Source organism: Alcaligenes sp. GW821-FHT11D07, from assembly GCF_058808495.1.
The window spans coordinates 288,551-306,859 of record NZ_JBXART010000001.1 but is presented as its reverse complement, the minus strand read 5'-3'; the positions used below and the strand labels follow the sequence as shown (position 1 = coordinate 306,859).

Genomic DNA, 18,309 nt, shown 5'->3' with positions numbered 1-18,309 from the left:
AAAGGGGCGAAGTCTTAGGACTGCCCCTGCAACTGGCGCAACAAAGATAAATCCCGCCAGGCATTGGCTTTATGCTGCGGACGCAGCAAGAGCGAGGCGGGATGATACGTCACCACCAAGGGCAAGCTACGGCCCAGGCTATCGGTATACGCCAGCGTTTGACCGCGCAAGGTCTCCAGATCGTCCTCTCGGCCACTCAGCGCCACAGCTGCCAAATGACCTACGGCCAACAAACGGCGAGGCTGCACCAGACGTATCTGCGCATCCAAAAAAGCACGACAGGCGGCCAGCTCGTCCGGTGTCGGGGAACGACTCCCCACAGGACGGCATTTAACCAGATGGGTTTTGTACACCGAGGCTTCAGGAATAGCGCTTTCAAGCATGGCTTGCAGCAATAATCCCGCTTTGCCATCAAAGGGCAAACCACTGCGATCATCGCTAGTTCCGGGGGCCTCGCCAATAATCATCCAGTCCGGCTCCAGTACCTGATCCGTTCCAAACACCACTTGGGATCGGCCTGTGTGCAAACCGCATTCCTGGCATGCCTGAACCTGCTCCAGCAAGCTCGCCATATCCTGTGTTTTTTCTGGCTGAATCAGCACCGCAGGTTTTTGAACAAGCGGCTCTTCCACCGCTGCCACCACAGGCCTGGAACCCGGCTTGCGCAACAAGGCCAAGGCCTTGTCCCGCGCAGATGTCGCATCGCTAGCGGCTTCGGACGCGGAAATCAGCCTGGACACGGGGCTGGTCGTGACGCCCTGCTGCGGATCTACAACGGGCGCTGGCGCAGCAGCAGGTTCGGCTGCCGCTACCGGCTGAGGGGCTACTTGAGGCTGAGGCAAACGTGCCAGAAAGGCACGCTCCAAGCCCAGCTCTAAAAGCCAGCCACGTTGCAGAGGGGAGATTGGCTGAAAATCGATCATGCCCCTGCCTTGGCGGCGATAGCCAGACTCATCAACACCGCATCCTCACGCTGGCCTGCGCTCAGCGGATAGTAATTTTTTCGCAGACCATCAGCCTGGAAACCGTAGTTCTTATACAAGGTGATGGCCGCCACATTGGAGGCGCGCACCTCAAGAACCAGCCGCTCCACACCTTGCTGACGCGCCCAGACCAGCCCTTCATCCAGCAGTTGGCGAGCCAGACCACGGCGCTGCTGCTCGGGGGCTACCCCAATCAGCAAAAGTTCAATCATATCGGGGGTCTGCAACCACACTGCATAGCCTTGCACCTGGCCTTGCTTGTGAATAATGCGGGAGTAATAGGCCGGATTGCCCAAGGCATCCGTGAAATTGCCTGCCGTCCAGGGATGGCTTTCCACCCGGCGCTCAATGTCCAGCACAGCTGACACGTGCCCCGCCTGCATGGCTTCGATTTGCAGCGGTTGATCCAAGGCAGCAGGATTGCCACCCAAACCTTGCTCCCTTTCTTCGATGGTGTACGCCACTTTCTCGCGCACATACAGCGGCATCGCCAGATCCGGGGACACACCGCGACCGCAATCCAGATCGTGCAAAGCCAAACGCGCCACACTGGCACCTGTGGCTCGCCAGGCTTGGCCGGCTTCCCAGCCCTGGGCTTGAATGGCAGGAATCAGATCAGGAAACTGCACCAAAGCGTCTCCCAAAACCTGAATCTGCTGCTGGGCACCAATCAAACCTTCGGCCTGCAAGCGGGCAATCCAGGTGCTGACCTGTGCCGCATCAAGCAATACCGGGCTTTGCAGCACCGACCAGGACTGCTCAGAGTCCCACGCATAGACGGCAGCATAGACTTCCTGCATACGCGCATCCTGAACGACCACATAAGCCGTGTTTTCAACAGGTGTAGTGCAGGCAGCCGCTGCCAACAAGGACGAAACCGGCAAGACGGGCAAGTCCAGCGCAAAAGCCATGCCTTGTGCCACGCCACAGGCCACCCGCAGGCCGGTAAAGCCGCCAGGCCCCTGACCAAACGCAATGGCCGTCAGGGCATGCCGGTCCAGGCCAGCCTGCTGCAGCAGTTCGTCAGCCATAGGCAAGAGGCGCTCGGCATGATCGCCACTACCCTCGTGGCTCAGCTCCACAAGCGCAATACCCGCTTGGGTGCGAGACAACAAGGTCAGTTCACAGAGGTTGGAGGAAGTCTCCAGGGCAAGAATATGTGCATCCATCGGGCTATTTTAGTTTAAGCGGACGCAAAATAGGCGTCTGTCTGGGATCGGGATCACACAAGCCACTTCATAGGAGAATCCAGAGGTTTTTTATAGTGAGCATCACATTTTTTTGACCCCGCTCAAACCCACCGACTAGATTGTTTGCCACCATATGATTTTCGTCGAAGACTATCCAAACCCGCTGCAAGGCGCATAAATCGTACAAAACACTTAATGTGTAATATTTTTCTACATCCCCCTGTACGCGCTTTCTGATGCCTGTTACATTTTCGCTATGAATACGCCGACACCCCCCCTCACCCGCAAAATCCTTGTCGTTGACGACGATCCCCGGCTGCGCGATTTATTGCGCCGCTACTTGTCTGAACAAGGGTTCAACGTCTTCGTTGCCGAAGACGGTAAAGAAATGGCCAAACTCTGGCAACGCGAGCATTTCGATCTGCTGGTATTGGATCTGATGCTGCCTGGCGAGGATGGTCTGTCCATCTGTCGCCGGTTGCGCGGCGGACACGACAACACCCCAATCATCATGCTCACCGCCAAGGCCGAAGAAATCGACCGTATCGTGGGCCTGGAGATGGGTGCTGATGACTACCTCATCAAACCCTTTAACCCACGTGAACTGCTGGCCCGTGTCAACGCAATCTTGCGACGCCGTGGTACCGAGGAACACCCCGGCGCACCTAGTCAGGAAAATGAATCCATCGAGTTCGGCCCTTATGTGCTGAACCTGTCCACTCGGACACTGACACGCAACAACGAAGTCGTCCCTATTACTACGGGCGAGTTCTCTGTGCTGAAAGTGTTTGCCCGTCATCCCAAGATTCCTTTGTCGCGCGACAAATTGATGGAGCTGGCGCGTGGCCGTGAGTACGAAGCCTTTGACCGTAGCCTGGACGTACAGATTTCGCGTTTGCGCAAGCTGATCGAACCCAATGCCTCCAAACCCGTGTTCATTCAAACGGTGTGGGGTCTGGGTTACGTCTTTGTGCCCGACGGCGGTAACTGACCTTGTCTTCCGGTCAGCAAGAGGGGCGGCCCGCCGTGGCCGCCCAGCGCCGAGCACCAAAAAACTCGAGTATCCGGCTGGGCTTATTCAGCCGGTCTTTTTTATTGCTCGCCGCTTTGATGCTCGTCAGCCTGGGTGCCTGGCTACAGGTTTTCTTCAGTATGGAAGAAGGCCCCCGTGCAGCCCAAATGGCTCAGCGAGTGGCGTCCATCGTCAGCATCACCCGTTCAGCGCTGGTCTATGCCCCGCCGGCCGTGCGTCCTGCCCTCTTGTTGGACCTGGCCACTAAAGAAAGTCTGCGCGTGCAGCCACGCGAAAACACAGACGAGCTGGAACCCCTGCCGCGCTCCAACTACTGGCAACACGTCTCGACAGAAGTACGCGGCGCCCTCGGTAGTCAGACCTTGATCATGTGGTCGGTCAATAGCGTACCGGGCATCTGGGTTTCTTTTGATATCAACGAAGACCAGTATTGGCTGGTTTTTGACCGCGAGCAGCTCAGTCTGACCGCCGGTGTGGAATGGCTAGGCTGGGGCGCGACCGCCTTGCTGCTGGCCTTGATCGGTGCTGCTGTCAGTGTCCGTTTTGTGAACCGCCCCCTGGCACAGCTGGCTAAAGTAGCCCAGCAACTGGCCCGTGGCGAGACACCCAGCACCCTGCCTGAAAAAGGCCCGGCCGAAATCCGTGACATGAATATCGCCTTTAACCGTATGGCGCGCGATATTCGTCAGACTGAAGCAGATCGGGAAATCATGCTGGCCGGTATTTCCCATGACTTGCGCACACCTTTGGCGCGTATGCGTCTGGAAATTGAATTAAGTCAGGTGTCGGACGAAACCCGTGCTGCCATTGACGAAGATCTGGCCCAGATTGACCACAGTATTGGTCAGCTCATGGAATACGCCCGCCCCGCAGCAGCTGTGCCTGAGCATGGTATTGACGTCTCCGCCGTCCTGAATGACGTCTACGAGCGCGAACGTACCCACACAGAATCGCTGGGCGGCATCTTGACCGCGTCGGTCGAGCCCAATCTATATGCTCGCATCAGCGCCCACGATCTGAAACGCATCATCTCCAACCTGATTGAAAATGCGCGCCGCTATGGCCGCAGCCCTGAAGATGACCGTGCACGTATCGAACTTTCCGCTCATCAGCACGGCAATATTCTGGTCATTGCCGTAAAAGACCAGGGTGCAGGTATTGCCAAAGGGGATATACAGCGTCTGCTGCGCCCCTTCTCCCGTGGCGTATCAGCTCGTACCGGCGTCAGTGGCGCTGGCTTAGGTTTGGCGATTGTAGAGCGTCTATTAGGTCAGGTAGGCGGCCACTTCGAGCTGGTGAGTGCTCCCTCGGAAGGCCTGACTGCCCGTATCCAGTTACCTCGCATCCGGGTTGGCCGCAACGCCGCCGCATCCCCTGGGGAAAAGGACAGCAAAGCCTCCTGATTCAGGAGGCTTTGCAAGCGCTGTGCTAGGCGCGATACAACAAGGCAACCGTCGTGACGGCAATCCCTTCCTGGCGTCCCACAAAGCCTATGGCTTCATTGGTTTTGCCTTTGACATTCACACTGCCCGGTTCCAACTGCAGATCGGCTTCGATGTTGGCTACCATAGCGGGCGCATGGGGCGCGATTTTAGGCTTCTGGGCATGAATCGTGGCATCCACATTACCCACTCGCCAGCCTGCTGCCCGGACCTGCTCGTAAGCATGGCGCAAAAGCACACGGCTATCGGCACCTTTGTACTGCGGATCGGTATCTGGAAAATGACGACCAATATCCCCCAAACCCGCCGCGCCCAAAATGGCATCAGTAATCGCATGCAGCAAGGCATCCGCATCGGAATGCCCCATCAGACCATGCGTATGGGGAATGGTGACGCCCCCCAAAATCAGGGGCCGGCCTTCGCACAGCACATGCACATCAAAACCTTGTCCTACGCGAATCGGCATATTCATAACCATTTCTCCATCAATTCAAAATCTTCGGGCCAGGTGACTTTAAAATTCCGTGCCGAACCCAATATTAATAAGGGTTGGCTGCCCGCCAGCTCCATCGCGCTGGCCTCGTCAGTAATCGCCAAACCTTGCTCTTTAGCGGCTTGCAAAGCCTGGCATAAAGCCAGTGCCGGAAAAAGCTGGGGAGTCTGTGCCAACCACAAACCTTCCCGATCAATAGTCTGCTGCACAGCGGCAGGTTCACTTGCCGTGGCGCGCTTGACCGTATCGGGCACGGGCAAGGCCAGCAAGCCACCGTTTCGGGCCTGCAGACAGGCGTCTATCAAACGCCCCAGGGCTTGCGGGGGCAAGCCAGGACGAGCCGCATCATGAACCAACACCCACTGCTGCGCATCCTCATCCAAGGTGCGCAGCGTATTGAGCACCGTTTCTGCCCGCGTTTCCCCACCGCAAGGCAGGCAGATGGTACGCGGCAAGCCCTCCAGCGCCGCTGCAGCCCAGGCATCACCCGGTGCCACTGCAACCCGAACCTGGCTGATGCGCTCATCGGCCAGCAAGGCTTGTACCGAACGGCGCAACATGGGCTGCCCGCCCAGCAAACGGTATTGCTTGGGCAAGCCTTGCGCCTTCGTGGCAGAATCCAGGGCGCGCGAGCCGATACCGGCGGCTGGAACAATTGCAATCAAGGTAGTCTTCATAGGTGGGTGATTTTATAATGACAATCCTGATGGAAACCGAAAAACAGCACTTCCTGTCCCTGCCCAGCACTCCCGAGGTGCTGGCTGCCTTGCGTCCCGGTCAACGCTACACGCAACCCATGCCTCCGGGTTCGGGTGATGCCTGCCTGATTGCCGACTTGGCCCGCCTTCATAAAGCCCCTATTTTGGTGCTGTGCGCTGATCCCTTGACCGCCCAAAGACTGGGCGAGGAAATTCTGTTGTTCAGCCCCGCCTTGCGAGTGCGCCAACTGCCGGACTGGGAAACACTGCCATACGACAGCTTCTCGCCTCACCAGGATTTAATTTCCGAGCGCCTGCGAACCCTGCACGCTTTGACCATGCACGAGGTCGATGTTCTGACGGTACCGGTCACCACTGCCCTGTATCGCCTGGCACCACCGTCCTTTTTGGCGGCCTACACCTTTTCCTTCCGTCAGGGCGATGCGCTGGATGAAGCCCAGCTTCGTGCCCAACTGACACTGGCCAACTATACCCATATGACACAGGTCAGTGCCCCCGGAGAATTCAGTATCCGAGGTGGCTTGATTGACTTGTTTCCTATGGGCTCGGTGCTGCCTTACCGTCTGGATCTGTTCGATAAAGAAATCGAGAGCATACGCAGCTTTGATATCGATACCCAACGCAGTCTGTATCCCGTCAAAGAAATTCAGCTACTGCCCGGCCGTGAGTTCCCCATGGACGAGGAAGCGCGCACGCAGTTTCGCACCCGCTTCCGGGAATACTTTGAAGGCGACCCCTCGCGCGCTCTGCCTTATAAAGATGTAGGTAATGGCATTGCCTTTGCCGGTATCGAATACTATCTGCCGCTGTTTTTTGATGAAACAGCCACCTTGATGGATTACGTGCCTGAAGGCAGCCTGGTCATTACCCACGGCGATGCACAAAACGCCATCAGCCGCTTCCAAAGTGATACCCATAGCCGCTTTTCATTCCTGAAAAATGATCGCGAGCGCCCTATCCTGCCTCCGGAAAGTCTGTTTCTTTCAGATGAGCAGTTCTTTAATGGCATCAAACCCTTTAGCCGTTTGAGCCTGAGCGAACAGGCGGACAATCAGCCTATCGCTCACCCGGACTTTGAGCCCCTGCCTGTCGTTGCCGTCAACCGACGGGATAAAGACCCGCTCGCCCAACTGCGTCAGGAAGTGCTGGATCCCAAGAATCGCACCGTATTGTGTGCCGACTCAGCAGGCCGTCGGGAAACTCTGCTGCAAATGCTGCGTGAGCATGACCTGTCTCCCGCACCAGACTGCCATAGCATGGCCGACTTTCTGGAGTCGGATGCGGCCTTTGCCTTGGTCGTTGCCCCTTTGTCTCGTGGTTTTGCGCTGGTCCATGACAGCCTGAGCCTGCTGACTGAAAACGATCTTTACCCGACCCAGACACGTACACAGAGCAGCCGCCGCCGAAATGAGCGCAGCAGCGATGTGGAAGCCATGGTGCGGGACCTGTCAGAGCTACGCGAGGGCGACCCCGTTGTGCATGCCGAACATGGCATTGGTCGCTACTGCGGGTTGAAGGAAATGGACCTGGGCGAAGGTCCGGTGGAGTTCTTGCATCTGGAATATGCCAAGGGCAGCACACTGTATGTGCCGGTGGCGCAATTGCACGTCATCGCTCGTTACAGCGGTGCCGATCCCGAGCATGCTCCCTTGCACCAGCTGGGTTCTGGCCAATGGGACAAGGCCCGCCGACGTGCCGCCAAGCAAGCTCGTGACAGCGCAGCCGAATTGCTAGCTTTGTATGCCCAGCGCGCTGCCCGTCAAGGCTTCCAATTCAAATTGCCGTTGAATGACTACCAGGCTTTCTCTGAAGGCTTTGGCTTTGAAGAAACACCGGATCAAGCGGCTGCCATTGAAGCCGTGGTCAACGATATGACCTCGGGCCAACCCATGGACCGTTTGGTGTGTGGCGATGTGGGCTTCGGTAAGACTGAAGTCGCCCTGCGTGCCGCCTTCTTGGCGGTTGCCAATGGCAAGCAGGTCGCCTTGCTATGCCCCACTACCCTGCTGGCTGAGCAACACTCCCAGACTTTCTCTGATCGCTTTGCCGATTGGCCCATCCGTGTTGCCGAGCTGTCCCGCTTTCGGTCCAGCAAGGAAACTCAGGCGGCCATTGCTGGCCTGCGCGATGGCAGTGTGGATATTGTGATTGGAACGCACAAGATCCTGTCCGCAGACGTGCATTTCAAGCAGCTGGGCCTGGTCATTATCGACGAGGAACACCGCTTTGGCGTGCGTCAGAAAGAAGCCCTGAAGCAGTTGCGTGCTGAAGTGGATATTCTGACCCTGACCGCTACCCCTATCCCACGCACACTGGGCATGTCTTTAGAAGGGATTCGGGACTTCTCGGTGATTGCCACCGCGCCTCAAAAACGTTTGGCTATCAAGACGTTTGTTCGCCGTGAAGATGGCAGCACCATACGCGAGGCGCTGCTGCGCGAGCTCAAGCGTGGTGGTCAGGTCTACTTCCTGCATAACGAAGTCGAGACGATTCACAACCGCCGTGCCCGTCTGGAAGAGTTGGTCCCGGAAGCCAGTATTGCCGTAGCACACGGCCAAATGCCCGAGCGTGAGCTGGAAGCCGTCATGAAAGGCTTTTACCAGAAACGCTACAACGTGCTCTTATGCACCACCATTATCGAGACTGGCATTGACGTTCCAACCGCCAATACCATCGTGATCCACCGCGCTGACCGCCTGGGTCTGGCCCAGTTGCACCAATTGCGTGGACGTGTAGGCCGCTCCCATCACCAGGCTTACGCCTATTTGCTCACCCCAGGTGAAGACGCCATCACCAACAATGCCAAAAAGCGGCTGGAAGCCATTCAGGCCATGGAAGAGCTGGGTGCAGGCTTTTTCCTGGCCATGCACGATCTGGAAATTCGGGGCGCTGGTGAAGTACTGGGCGAATCTCAGTCTGGCGATATTCAGGAAGTGGGCTACTCCATGTATGCGGACATGCTCAATACGGCCGTCAAAGCATTGAAGGCCGGTGAAGAGCCGGATCTGGATTCACCCTTTGCCCTGCAGTGTGAAGTCAACCTGCATACCTCCGCCCTGCTGCCGTCCTACTACTGCCCCGACGTCAATGCCCGGCTGGGGCACTATAAGGCCCTGTCACACGCACGTACGGAAGATGACCTCATCCATATCCACGAAGAGTTGATCGACCGCTACGGCCTGCTGCCCGAGCCTGGCGAGAACCTGCTGGCCGTACACCGTTTACGTATCAAAGCGGAACCATTGGGTATTGTGAAGATTGATGCCAGTGAATCACAGGCCACCATCCAGTTCTCTGCTAAGCCGAATGTAGATGCCGTGAGCATTATTGAACTGGTTCAAAAGAACAAGCAGGTGCGGCTGGCTGGCCCTGACAAGCTCAAGGTCGAAATTACCAAAGGCGATGAAGTCAAAAACCGCATTCAGGCCGTGCGTAATGTCTTGAACAGCTTGCGCAAGGAAAAATAAAACTGGCTTGCTGAATGAAAAAGAGCGCTGTCATCAAACAGCGCTCTTTTCTTTTGAACAGACTTCAAGGTGCTACCGGGTGTGCTTACCTAAGAAACCGGTCAGGCAAGAAATATAAACTGGCCCAGGCACACCCTAGAATTGCAAGCTGCTACGCCATTGCCATGCAGGCAAACGAGAACACAAAGCACACAGGCCTCAAACGTCCAGTCGGAACCAATTCAGCACAGCATCCAGCGGGGAGTGATTCAAAGCAAAGCGCGCCTGCTCCTGCACCACAGGCTTGGCTCGGTACGCCACCGAATATTTTGCCTGAGCCATCATGGGCAGGTCATTAGCACCGTCCCCAATGGCGATGCACTGCTCTGGGCCTGCACCCAACTCTGCAGCCAGCTCTTGCAAAAAGCGGGCTTTGGTTTGGCCGTCCACAATAGCGCCCAGCACTTTACCGGTCAGCTTGCCATCCACCACTTCCAAAGTATTGGAATGAGCGTAGCTCAGGCTGAAACGATCTTTCATACGTTCGGTAAAGAAAGTGAAGCCACCCGAAACCAACAGGGTTTTAACACCATGTGCATGGGCAGTGGCAATCAGGCGGTCTGCCCCCAAGTTAGGCTGCAGCCGCTCTTCATAAACACGGGTCAGATCGCTGACAGGCACGCCTTCCAAAAAGGCCACACGGCGGTTCAGGCTTTCGGTGAAATCCTTGATCTCGCCGCGCATGGCAGCCTCGGTAATAGTAGCCACCTGCTCTTTACGACCAGCCATATCGGCAATCTCATCAATACATTCAATATTGATCAGCGTGGAATCCATATCCATCGCCAGAACCCGCATGTCTTTCAAACGGTCTATCTGTTCCAGAAAGGCAAAATCCATTGCTCCCGTTTTACACAAGGCTTGAACTTCAGCCTGTTGCTGGGCATCCGCTCCTAGCAAACGCACCGCGGTGGGACCGAGCTCCTGCACTCCATCGGCCTGCACCACTGCGGCAATTTTTTCGATGATGGCGCTATCCAGACGCGGCCCTTGAAGAATGAGATGAGACATCAGTTCGTCCACAAAACAAGAAAATACAGCACGCTACGGTGCCAAAAGACGATTATTGTAGCGTGCCACCGCCCGCACACACTGCGGTCAACACGCTGCACCGTCAGTTTCCAGTCTCAACTCATCCTGATACGATAAAAGCTATCGAGAAACGACAAGGACACCCGTCATGTACATCTGGCCCAACAACACTTTGCTGGATCTGCTCCACATCGAACATCCCATTGTGCAATCACCTATGGCCGGTGCCCAAGACAGCGAGCTGGCCATTGCCGTGGCTCGCGCTGGGGGTCTGGGCTCACTGGCCTGCGCAATGCTCAGCCCGGAACAAATACGAGAACAGGTCGGGCTGTTCAGGCAAGCTGTATCGGCGCCCATCAATTTAAACTTCTTCTGCCACGACGATCTGCGTCTGGAACCGGAAGCCCTTCAAGAATGGCGTCTACAACTGATGCCCTACTACCAGGAATATGGCCTGGACCCGAATCAGGAACTGCCCAAAGCCTCCCGCGCCCCTTTCTCGAGCCAGCACGCGGAGCTGATGGAAGAGCTAAAACCTGAAGTAGTCAGCTTTCACTTTGGCCTGCCCTCCCCTGAATTAGTGCAGCGCGTTAAAAACACAGGCGCACTTATCATGTCCAGCGCCACCACCACGGCGGAGGCTGTGTGGCTGCAGGAACATGGTGCCGACATCATCATCGCTCAAGGCTTAGAGGCCGGTGGCCATCGAGGCGTATTTCTAGACCCTAAAGTGCCCAATCAGGTAGGTACGATGTCTTTGGTGCCCCAGATTGCAGACGCGGTCACTATTCCTGTGATTGCGGCGGGTGGCATTGCGGATGGCCGTGGTATTGCTGCTGCCCTGGCGCTAGGAGCCAGCGCTGCACAAATCGGTACCGCCTACTTGTTCTGTCCCGAATCGAAGATTACCCCCCTGCACCGTGACGCCTTAGCGAATAGCCGCTCGGACGGAACTGCGCTGACCAACTTGTTCTCCGGCCGTCCCGCTCGCAGCATCAGCACACGTTTGATGGACGAAATTGGCCCGTTAAGCAACAGTGCCCCCGTCTTTCCTCATGCCGGCTCAGCTCTGAGCCCGCTACGGATCGCAGCCGAAAAGAAAGGGCTGACAGACTTCAGTTCGCTTTGGAGTGGTCAAAGTGCAGCCCTGGGTCGTGCCCTGCCTGCCGAGCAACTGACTCTTGTACTGGCACAAGAGGCTCAAGGTGTGTGTAAACGCCTGGGGGTGGCTGGTGCCACCCATGCCCCCTTAGACAAGCCCTAAGGGGCTCTGAACGCTGCCTCTGCCTACAGAGGCGCACAACAGCTTTCACGCCGTAGCAGATCAGTAAAATCTGAACGAAAAAAAACCTCGCAAGATAGTTTGCGAGGTTTTTTTATACGGCGGAACTATTCGAACTTGCCTTTGGGGTGGCGCATCAAGTACCGATACACAAAGCCGGGGTAGGCCATCACCAAAAATAAAGCAAAGGTAATGGTATAGAACACCCAAGTCTGCTTGAACGGGTTACCAATACTGGCTTCAAAAGCGAAACCAAACGCACCCATAATCCCGTAGAACGCACAGACTTCCAGCAAGCGGGCAAAAAAGCCTTTAGAGACTTTCTGATGGCGAGTACGCCAGGCCGGGAAATAAAATACTGCCCCTAATACCGCCAGGCCCAGAACCAGCTTGCCCAGCATCACAGGCAAGGAGCTCAGACCGGAGCTGGAGGCTATAACCGTATACACCCCCAGGCCCAGACCGGCCAGCACAGCCAGGTAAACAATACCCACAATCAGCTGCAACCATGGCGACAAACCCGAACGCTCACCCGGCAAGGACCAAGGCAAAACCAACAAGGGCTTTTCCACGATAAACGGCAAATTAGCCGTAATAGCGGACAGAACAATCAAGACCCAGATGGAAAGGCTTTGGTCCATAGTGCCACCTACTTAAAACTGCAAGGAAGCCTGAATCACGCGGATGCAGGTATCCATCAAGCCACCGGGCAACAGACCCAGGCCGATAATCAGTACGCCGTTAACCAGCATGACCAGCTTGGTCAGCAAGCCCGTAGCGATCGGATGCTCTTCACCTTCAGGCTCGTCAAAGTAAACCACTTTCACAACACGCAGGTAGTAGAACGCACCGATCAAGGACATGATCACAGCAAACACGGCCAGCCACACTTGACCTGCACCGATCACTGCCTGCAAAACACTCAGCTTGGCGGCAAAGCCGGACAGCGGAGGAATACCAGCCAGGGAGAACATGGACAGCAGCCAAACCAGAGCCAAACCGGGATTACGACGGTTCAGGCCTTTTAGGTCATTGATGTTTTCACATTCAAAACCACGACGGCTCATGATCAGGATCAGGCCAAAGGTGCTCAGTGTGGTCAGAACGTAGATCACTACGTAGAACAGCGAAGCGCCGTAGGCTTGAGAGTGGGTCTCGCCATTGAACACGCCAGCCAGCAAGCCCAGGAAGATGAAACCCATGTGCGAGATGGTCGAATACGCAAGCATACGCTTGAGATTCTTTTGCATGATCGCTGTCAGGTTACCCAGAGCCAGCGACAACACAGCCATGATCAACAGCATGGGTTGCCAGTCCACGGCGATGCCGTGCAGGCCTTCCACCAGGAAACGCATGGTCACGGCAAAAGCAGCCAGCTTGGGCGCTGCACCGATGATCAGGGTGACGGTAGTTGGAGCACCTTGGTAAACGTCCGGTGTCCACATATGGAAAGGAGCAGCCGTCAGTTTGAAGGCCAGACCTGCCACTACAAACACCACACCAAAGACCAGGGCCAGACGCTCGGCTTGGCCATTGGCGATGACTTCAGCAATACGTGGGAATTCCAGATGGCCGGTTGCGCCAAAAATCATGGACATACCGTACAGCAGGACACCCGATGCCAAAGCACCCAGCACGAAGTACTTCAAAGCGGCTTCAATGGACTGACGGTGTTCGCGACGCAAAGCCACCAATGCATACAGCGCAAAGGACATCAGCTCCACACCCAGATAAGCGGTCAACATGCTGTTGGCCGAAATCATGATCATCTGGCCCAGCAGAGCCATCAGAGTCAGGGTGTACAGTTCGCCACCACGTTCCATCATGTCGCGCTGTTCAGCGTATTCGCGACCATAGATCAAGGTTGCAGCCACGGCCACACACGAGATCAACTTCAAGAAGTGCGCCATTTCGTCCACGACGAACAAGCCGCCGAAAGACACACCGCTGACGCCCTGGGACCACTGCCAGGCAACGCTGGCCCCCACAACGGCCAGGGTCAACAAGCTAAAAACAAAAGTCGAGTGGCGCTGTTTGTGCGTGCTGAAAGCGTCAGAAATCAGCACACACGAAGCCAGAACCAGGAGCAGGATCTCGGGCAGAGCCAGAGAAAAGTTAAAGTTAGTATCCATAGTGATTCGGCCTACAGTTTCGAGATGGAGACGTGTTGCAGCAGCGCTTCAACCGAAACGTGCATGACCTCGGTGAATGGCTTGGGATAGACACCCATGCCCAGCACCGCAATCGCCATTACGCCAAGAACGAAGAACTCACGGCCGCTCAGATCGCTCATGCCGGCAACTTTGTCGTTACCCACGGGGCCAAAGGCCACGCGCTTGAGCATCCACAGCGAGTAAGAAGCACCCGTGATCAGCGCTGTTGCTGTCAACAGACCAATCCAGAAGTTGTATTCAACCGCGCCCATGATGACGGTGAACTCACCGATAAAGCCACTGGTGCCAGGCAAGCCACTGTTGGCCATCGAAAACAGCACAAAGAAGGTGACAAAGCGCGGCATAACCTTGACCACACCGCCGTAATCGGCGATTTGACGGCTATGCAGGCGGTCATACAACACACCAATACACAGGAACATGGCACCGGAAACAAAACCGTGCGAGATCATTTGCATGATCGCGCCTTCCATACCCGTGGTGTTGAAGACGAAAAAGCCCAGTGTGACAAAACCCATGTGAGCCACAGAGGAGTAAGCCACCAGCTTTTTCATGTCGTCCTGAACGATAGCGACCAGACCAATGTAGATCACCGCGACCAGGGACAGGGCAATAATGATTCCAGCCAGACCTTGCGACGCGTCAGGAGCGATAGGCAGGGAAAAGCGCAGGAAACCGTAAGCACCCAGCTTCAACATGATGGCGGCCAGCACCACGGAACCACCGGTAGGTGCTTCCACGTGAGCATCTGGCAACCAGGTATGGACAGGCCACATCGGCACTTTCACAGCAAAAGCCATGAACAAGGCAGCAAAGATCAGCACCTGAGTGGTGTAATCCAGCGGCACTTTATGCCAGGTCAGGATATCGAAGGTACCGCCGGACACATTCCACAGGTAGATGAAGGCAATCAGGGTCAGCAGAGAACCGAGCAAGGTGTACAAGAAGAACTTGACCGATGCATACACACGGTTCGGACCGCCCCAGATACCGATGATCAAATACATCGGAATCAGTGTGGCTTCAAAAAACACGTAGAACAGCAAGCCATCCAGTGCGGCGAAAACGCCGACCATCAGGCCCGACAGGATCAGGAAAGCCCCCATGTACTGCGCCACGCGGCTGGTAATGACCTGCCAGCCCGCCAGCACCACAATCACGGTGATGAAGGCGGTCAGCAATACAAACCACATGGAAATACCGTCCACGCCAAGGTGGTAATTCACCTTGAAGGCATCAATCCAGGGAGCCAGCTCGACAAACTGCATGTCGGCCGTGCCGGGATTAAAGCCCGTGTACAGAGGAATAGTGACAATTAAACCAGCAATTGAACCAAGCAGAGCCAGCCAGCGGGTGAAGGTGGGACGGTCATCGCGCCCCAGAGCCAGCACCAACAGGCCAGCGACGATAGGTACAAAAATCGCCAGCGTTAACCAAGGAAGAGTAGAAGACGCCATATCGCTAGCCATTTACCGAACCGTCAGTACAAAAAAGGTTAAGAGCGCCAGAATCCCAAGGATCATGGCAAAGGCGTAGTGGTAGACATAGCCAGACTGAAGGTGACGGCTAATTGCAGCCACCCAGCCCACCACGCGCGCACTACCGTTGACCATCAGTCCATCAATCAGACCGCGGTCAGCACCTTTCCAGAGGCCCGTACCCAGGCAACGAACGCCACGAGACAGCACTTGTTCGTTGAACCAATCAACGTAGTACTTGTTCTCCAGGATACGGTAGATAAAAGAGCAGTTCTTTTTGATAGCTGCAGGCAAGGCGGGGTTAACCAGGTACATGTACCAGGCGACCACAGCACCAGCGACAACCAGCCAGAATGGCAATGTGCCAAAGCCGTGTATGGCGTAAGCCATCCAGTCAGTCCAGTGACTGGCCAGAGTTGCCATAGCAGGATGATCGGGCAGAACCGTTACGATGCCTTCAAAGTAGCCACCGAACAGCAAGGGATCGACAAACCAGATACCGGCAAAGATCGACGGAATGGCCAGCAGAACCAAAGGCAGCGTAACAACCCAAGGCGACTCGTGAGGATCACCGCCAGGTGCGTGATGCTCGTCATGACCATGGTGCTCGTCGTGTTTGACGTCACGGAAACGTTCTTTACCGTGGAACACCAGGAAATACAGACGGAACGAGTACAGCGAGGTAACGAACACACCAATCAGGGTGGCGTAGTAAGCATAGGTAGAACCCCAGATGCCTGCTTCGCCAGCGGCTTCAATGATGTGCTCTTTCGAGTAAAAGCCCGAGAAGAACGGTGTACCGACCAGAGCCAGCGTACCGATCAGGAAGGTCAGCCAGGTAATAGGCATGTACTTGCGCAGTCCACCCATATTGCGGATGTCCTGATCGTGGTGCATACCGATAATCACGGAACCGGCGCCCAGGAACAACAAGGCTTTGAAGAAAGCGTGTGTCATCAGGTGGAACACAGCGGCCGAGTAAGCCGACGCACCCAATGCCACCGTCATGTAACCCAACTGGGACAAGGTGGAGTACGCCACAACACGCTTGACGTCGTTCTGGATGATACCCAGCAGACCCAGGAACAAGGCACCGGTTGCACCAATCACAATGATGAAGGACAGCGCAGTGGTGGACTGTTCAAAGACAGGCGAGAAACGAGCCACCATGAAGATACCGGCCGTCACCATGGTCGCCGCGTGAATCAGTGCGGAGATAGGAGTTGGACCTTCCATGGAATCTGGCAACCAGCTGTGCAAAGGCACCTGAGCCGATTTACCCATGGCACCCACGAACAGGGCCAGGGCAGCAACGGTCAGCAACTGCCAGTCGGTACCGGGGAATGTCATGGTGCTCAGTTCCTGAACCTTGGCGAACACGTCGCTGTAGTTCATGGAGCCGGTGTAGGCATAGAGCAGACCAATACCCAGAGCAAAACCGAAGTCACCCACACGGTTGACCAAGAAGGCCTTCATGTTGGCAAAAATGGCCGTCTTGCGCTCGTACCAGAAACCGATCAGCAGGTAGGACACCAGACCCACTGCTTCCCAACCGAAGAACAGCTGCAGCATGTTGTTAGACATGACCAGCATCAGCATCGAGAAGGTAAACAGGGAGATGTAGGAGAAAAAGCGCTGGTAGCCTGGGTCATCTTTCATGTAGCCGATGGTGTAAATATGCACCATCAGGGACACGGAAGTGACCACCACCATCATCAGCGCAGTCAGCTTATCGATCAGGAAACCGATATCCCACTGAGCACTGCCGATAGTGATCCAGGTGTAGACCGGACCGTTAAAGGTCTGGCCTTCCAGCACCTGCATCAACACCACTACCGAGCCGATAAAAGAAATCAGCACGCCAGCAATAGTCAGCAGATGAGCGCCCGTCTTGCCGATAAAGCGGCCCAGAAAGCCGGTACCGAACAAACCGGCCAGCGCGGAGCCCACCAAGGGGGCAAGCGCAATCGTTAAGTAAAGATTTATGGAGTTCATTAGTGTGCTATCCCATCAACCCTTGAGCTGGTCGAGATCCTGGACATTGATCGAATTAAGGTTACGGAACAACAGAACCAAAATTGCAAGACCAATGGCCGCCTCGGCCGCAGCGACCGTCAGGACGAAAAAGACAAACACCTGACCTGCCTCATTGCCCATCCACGTGGAAAAGGCCACGAAATTAATGTTGGCTGACAACAAAATCAGCTCAACCGACATTAACAAGATAATCAGGTTGCGACGGTTCAGAAAAAAGCCAAACAGGCCAATCGTGAACAGCACAGCGCCCAGGACCAAATAGTGCGCAAGCGTCAGCGTCATCATCATTTGTCTCCTGGCACGACAGCGTCAGCCGAACTGGACACCGACGGCTTTTCGGTTTGAGAAGGAATAGAGACCATACGCAGGCGATCGGAGGCGCGAACCTTGACTTGCTCGCTCGATACGGTGCGTTTGACACCCTCGCGTTTACGCAGGGTCAGGGCAATGGCCGAGACCATGCCAACCAGCAGCACAATGCCACCCAGCAACACGGCCAGGACATACTGGGAGTACATCAATTCGCCAATCACGCGAGTGTTGTTGTAGTCAGCAGGCAAAGCAGCAGCGGGAGCGGTTGTGAACCACAGCTTGGTCAGCACAAAGCCCATTTCCAGAACCATGATGGCGCCGATCAACAGCCCCATTGGCACGTGAGCCTTGAACTTCTTGGCAGCGGATTCCTGACGCACGTCCAGCATCATGATGACGAACAGGAACATCACCATCACAGCGCCGACGTAGACCACTACCAGCAACAGGCCCAGGAACTCGGCGCCCATCGTGATCCACAGCATGGCTGCCGTGAAAAACACCAGAATCAAATGCAATACGGCCGTAACTGGGTTCTTGGCGGCGATCACGCGATACGCGGCCACCACCATCACCAGTGCCAACACATAAAACAGAACAGTAGTAAATAACATGAGTGTAGAGCTCC

The 18,309-nt window shown here is 55.7% G+C and carries 15 protein-coding genes; 4 read left to right on the top strand and 11 right to left on the bottom strand.

The window, feature by feature from the left end:
- Positions 1-14 precede the first annotated feature (14 nt).
- The gene (locus AC1RSM_RS01385; protein ID WP_492928735.1) at positions 15-923 is read right to left on the bottom strand and encodes a uracil-DNA glycosylase; all 909 of its coding nucleotides are present in this window, start codon (positions 921-923) and stop codon (positions 15-17) included.
- Positions 920-2,152: a tRNA (adenosine(37)-N6)-threonylcarbamoyltransferase complex dimerization subunit type 1 TsaB gene (gene tsaB, locus AC1RSM_RS01380; RefSeq protein WP_492928732.1), complete on the bottom strand. Its 1,233-nt coding sequence runs from the start codon at positions 2,150-2,152 to the stop codon at positions 920-922. Before tsaB ends, AC1RSM_RS01385 begins: the two co-directional genes overlap by 4 nt.
- A 277-nt stretch (positions 2,153-2,429) precedes the next feature.
- On the opposite strand from tsaB, the gene ompR reads away from it, so the two are divergent.
- A complete protein-coding gene (gene ompR / locus AC1RSM_RS01375) occupies positions 2,430-3,164 on the top strand; it encodes an osmolarity response regulator transcription factor OmpR (RefSeq protein WP_003801024.1) in 735 nt (244 codons plus the stop codon).
- 161 nt (positions 3,165-3,325) lie between these two features.
- The gene (locus AC1RSM_RS01370) at positions 3,326-4,609 is read left to right on the top strand and encodes a sensor histidine kinase (RefSeq protein ID WP_492928730.1); all 1,284 of its coding nucleotides are present in this window, start codon (positions 3,326-3,328) and stop codon (positions 4,607-4,609) included.
- A 25-nt stretch (positions 4,610-4,634) separates the two neighbouring features.
- On the opposite strand, the gene ispF is transcribed toward AC1RSM_RS01370, so the two are convergent.
- Positions 4,635-5,120, bottom strand: coding sequence for a 2-C-methyl-D-erythritol 2,4-cyclodiphosphate synthase (gene ispF / locus AC1RSM_RS01365; RefSeq protein ID WP_492928727.1), 486 nt, complete (start codon positions 5,118-5,120; stop codon positions 4,635-4,637).
- Positions 5,117-5,818: a 2-C-methyl-D-erythritol 4-phosphate cytidylyltransferase gene (gene ispD / locus AC1RSM_RS01360; RefSeq protein WP_492928726.1), complete on the bottom strand. Its 702-nt coding sequence runs from the start codon at positions 5,816-5,818 to the stop codon at positions 5,117-5,119. Before ispD ends, ispF begins: the two co-directional genes overlap by 4 nt.
- Positions 5,819-5,835: 17 nt before the next feature.
- Here ispD and mfd point away from each other — a divergent pair, with 17 nt between their 5' ends.
- Positions 5,836-9,327: a transcription-repair coupling factor gene (gene mfd / locus AC1RSM_RS01355; RefSeq protein ID WP_492928724.1), complete on the top strand. Its 3,492-nt coding sequence runs from the start codon at positions 5,836-5,838 to the stop codon at positions 9,325-9,327.
- A 198-nt stretch (positions 9,328-9,525) separates the two neighbouring features.
- Here the strand turns inward: mfd and serB are convergent, their stop codons facing one another.
- Complete coding sequence (gene serB, locus AC1RSM_RS01350) at positions 9,526-10,377, bottom strand: phosphoserine phosphatase SerB (protein ID WP_492928722.1); 852 nt, start codon at positions 10,375-10,377, stop codon at positions 9,526-9,528.
- Between the two features lie 169 nt (positions 10,378-10,546).
- Between serB and AC1RSM_RS01345 the strand changes: the two genes are divergently transcribed.
- Positions 10,547-11,662, top strand: coding sequence for an NAD(P)H-dependent flavin oxidoreductase (locus AC1RSM_RS01345; RefSeq protein ID WP_492928721.1), 1,116 nt, complete (start codon positions 10,547-10,549; stop codon positions 11,660-11,662).
- 125 nt (positions 11,663-11,787) lie between these two features.
- On the opposite strand, the gene AC1RSM_RS01340 is transcribed toward AC1RSM_RS01345, so the two are convergent.
- The 6 genes from AC1RSM_RS01340 to AC1RSM_RS01315 all read right to left on the bottom strand — a co-directional run bounded on the left by AC1RSM_RS01340 (position 11,788) and on the right by AC1RSM_RS01315 (position 18,295).
- Positions 11,788-12,081 (bottom strand): DUF2818 family protein, encoded by a 294-nt coding sequence (locus tag AC1RSM_RS01340; protein ID WP_492931407.1) that lies wholly within the window; start codon positions 12,079-12,081, stop codon positions 11,788-11,790.
- A gap of 252 nt (positions 12,082-12,333) precedes the next feature.
- A complete protein-coding gene (gene nuoN / locus AC1RSM_RS01335) occupies positions 12,334-13,812 on the bottom strand; it encodes an NADH-quinone oxidoreductase subunit NuoN (RefSeq protein WP_492928719.1) in 1,479 nt (492 codons plus the stop codon).
- Between the two features lie 11 nt (positions 13,813-13,823).
- Entirely contained in the window at positions 13,824-15,311 is a 1,488-nt protein-coding gene (locus tag AC1RSM_RS01330; RefSeq protein ID WP_492928718.1) for an NADH-quinone oxidoreductase subunit M, read from the bottom strand.
- A 12-nt stretch (positions 15,312-15,323) separates the two neighbouring features.
- Positions 15,324-17,327: an NADH-quinone oxidoreductase subunit L gene (nuoL, locus tag AC1RSM_RS01325; RefSeq protein ID WP_492928716.1), complete on the bottom strand. Its 2,004-nt coding sequence runs from the start codon at positions 17,325-17,327 to the stop codon at positions 15,324-15,326.
- Positions 17,328-17,342: 15 nt separating this feature from the next.
- A complete protein-coding gene (gene nuoK, locus AC1RSM_RS01320; protein ID WP_207875778.1) occupies positions 17,343-17,651 on the bottom strand; it encodes an NADH-quinone oxidoreductase subunit NuoK in 309 nt (102 codons plus the stop codon).
- A 2-nt stretch (positions 17,652-17,653) separates the two neighbouring features.
- Positions 17,654-18,295: an NADH-quinone oxidoreductase subunit J gene (locus tag AC1RSM_RS01315; RefSeq protein WP_492928715.1), complete on the bottom strand. Its 642-nt coding sequence runs from the start codon at positions 18,293-18,295 to the stop codon at positions 17,654-17,656.
- Positions 18,296-18,309: the final 14 nt, after the last annotated feature.

Bases quoted from the DNA above. Each gene is read 5' to 3' on its own strand.
- tsaB (WP_492928732.1), bottom strand. From the start codon at position 2,152: ATGGATGCACATATTCTTGCCCTGGAGACTTCCTCCAACCTCTGTGAA.
- AC1RSM_RS01370 (WP_492928730.1), top strand. From the start codon at position 3,326: ATGGAAGAAGGCCCCCGTGCAGCCCAAATGGCTCAGCGAGTGGCGTCC.
- AC1RSM_RS01385 (WP_492928735.1), bottom strand. From the start codon at position 923: ATGATCGATTTTCAGCCAATCTCCCCTCTGCAACGTGGCTGGCTTTTA.
- mfd (WP_492928724.1), top strand. From the start codon at position 5,836: ATGACAATCCTGATGGAAACCGAAAAACAGCACTTCCTGTCCCTGCCC.
- AC1RSM_RS01345 (WP_492928721.1), top strand. From the start codon at position 10,547: ATGTACATCTGGCCCAACAACACTTTGCTGGATCTGCTCCACATCGAA.
- nuoN (WP_492928719.1), bottom strand. From the start codon at position 13,812: ATGGATACTAACTTTAACTTTTCTCTGGCTCTGCCCGAGATCCTGCTC.
- AC1RSM_RS01330 (WP_492928718.1), bottom strand. From the start codon at position 15,311: ATGGCGTCTTCTACTCTTCCTTGGTTAACGCTGGCGATTTTTGTACCT.
- ispD (WP_492928726.1), bottom strand. From the start codon at position 5,818: ATGAAGACTACCTTGATTGCAATTGTTCCAGCCGCCGGTATCGGCTCG.
- AC1RSM_RS01340 (WP_492931407.1), bottom strand. From the start codon at position 12,081: ATGCTGGGCAAGCTGGTTCTGGGCCTGGCGGTATTAGGGGCAGTATTT.
- nuoL (WP_492928716.1), bottom strand. From the start codon at position 17,327: ATGAACTCCATAAATCTTTACTTAACGATTGCGCTTGCCCCCTTGGTG.
- ompR (WP_003801024.1), top strand. From the start codon at position 2,430: ATGAATACGCCGACACCCCCCCTCACCCGCAAAATCCTTGTCGTTGAC.
- serB (WP_492928722.1), bottom strand. From the start codon at position 10,377: ATGTCTCATCTCATTCTTCAAGGGCCGCGTCTGGATAGCGCCATCATC.
- ispF (WP_492928727.1), bottom strand. From the start codon at position 5,120: ATGAATATGCCGATTCGCGTAGGACAAGGTTTTGATGTGCATGTGCTG.
- AC1RSM_RS01315 (WP_492928715.1), bottom strand. From the start codon at position 18,295: ATGTTATTTACTACTGTTCTGTTTTATGTGTTGGCACTGGTGATGGTG.
- nuoK (WP_207875778.1), bottom strand. From the start codon at position 17,651: ATGACGCTGACGCTTGCGCACTATTTGGTCCTGGGCGCTGTGCTGTTC.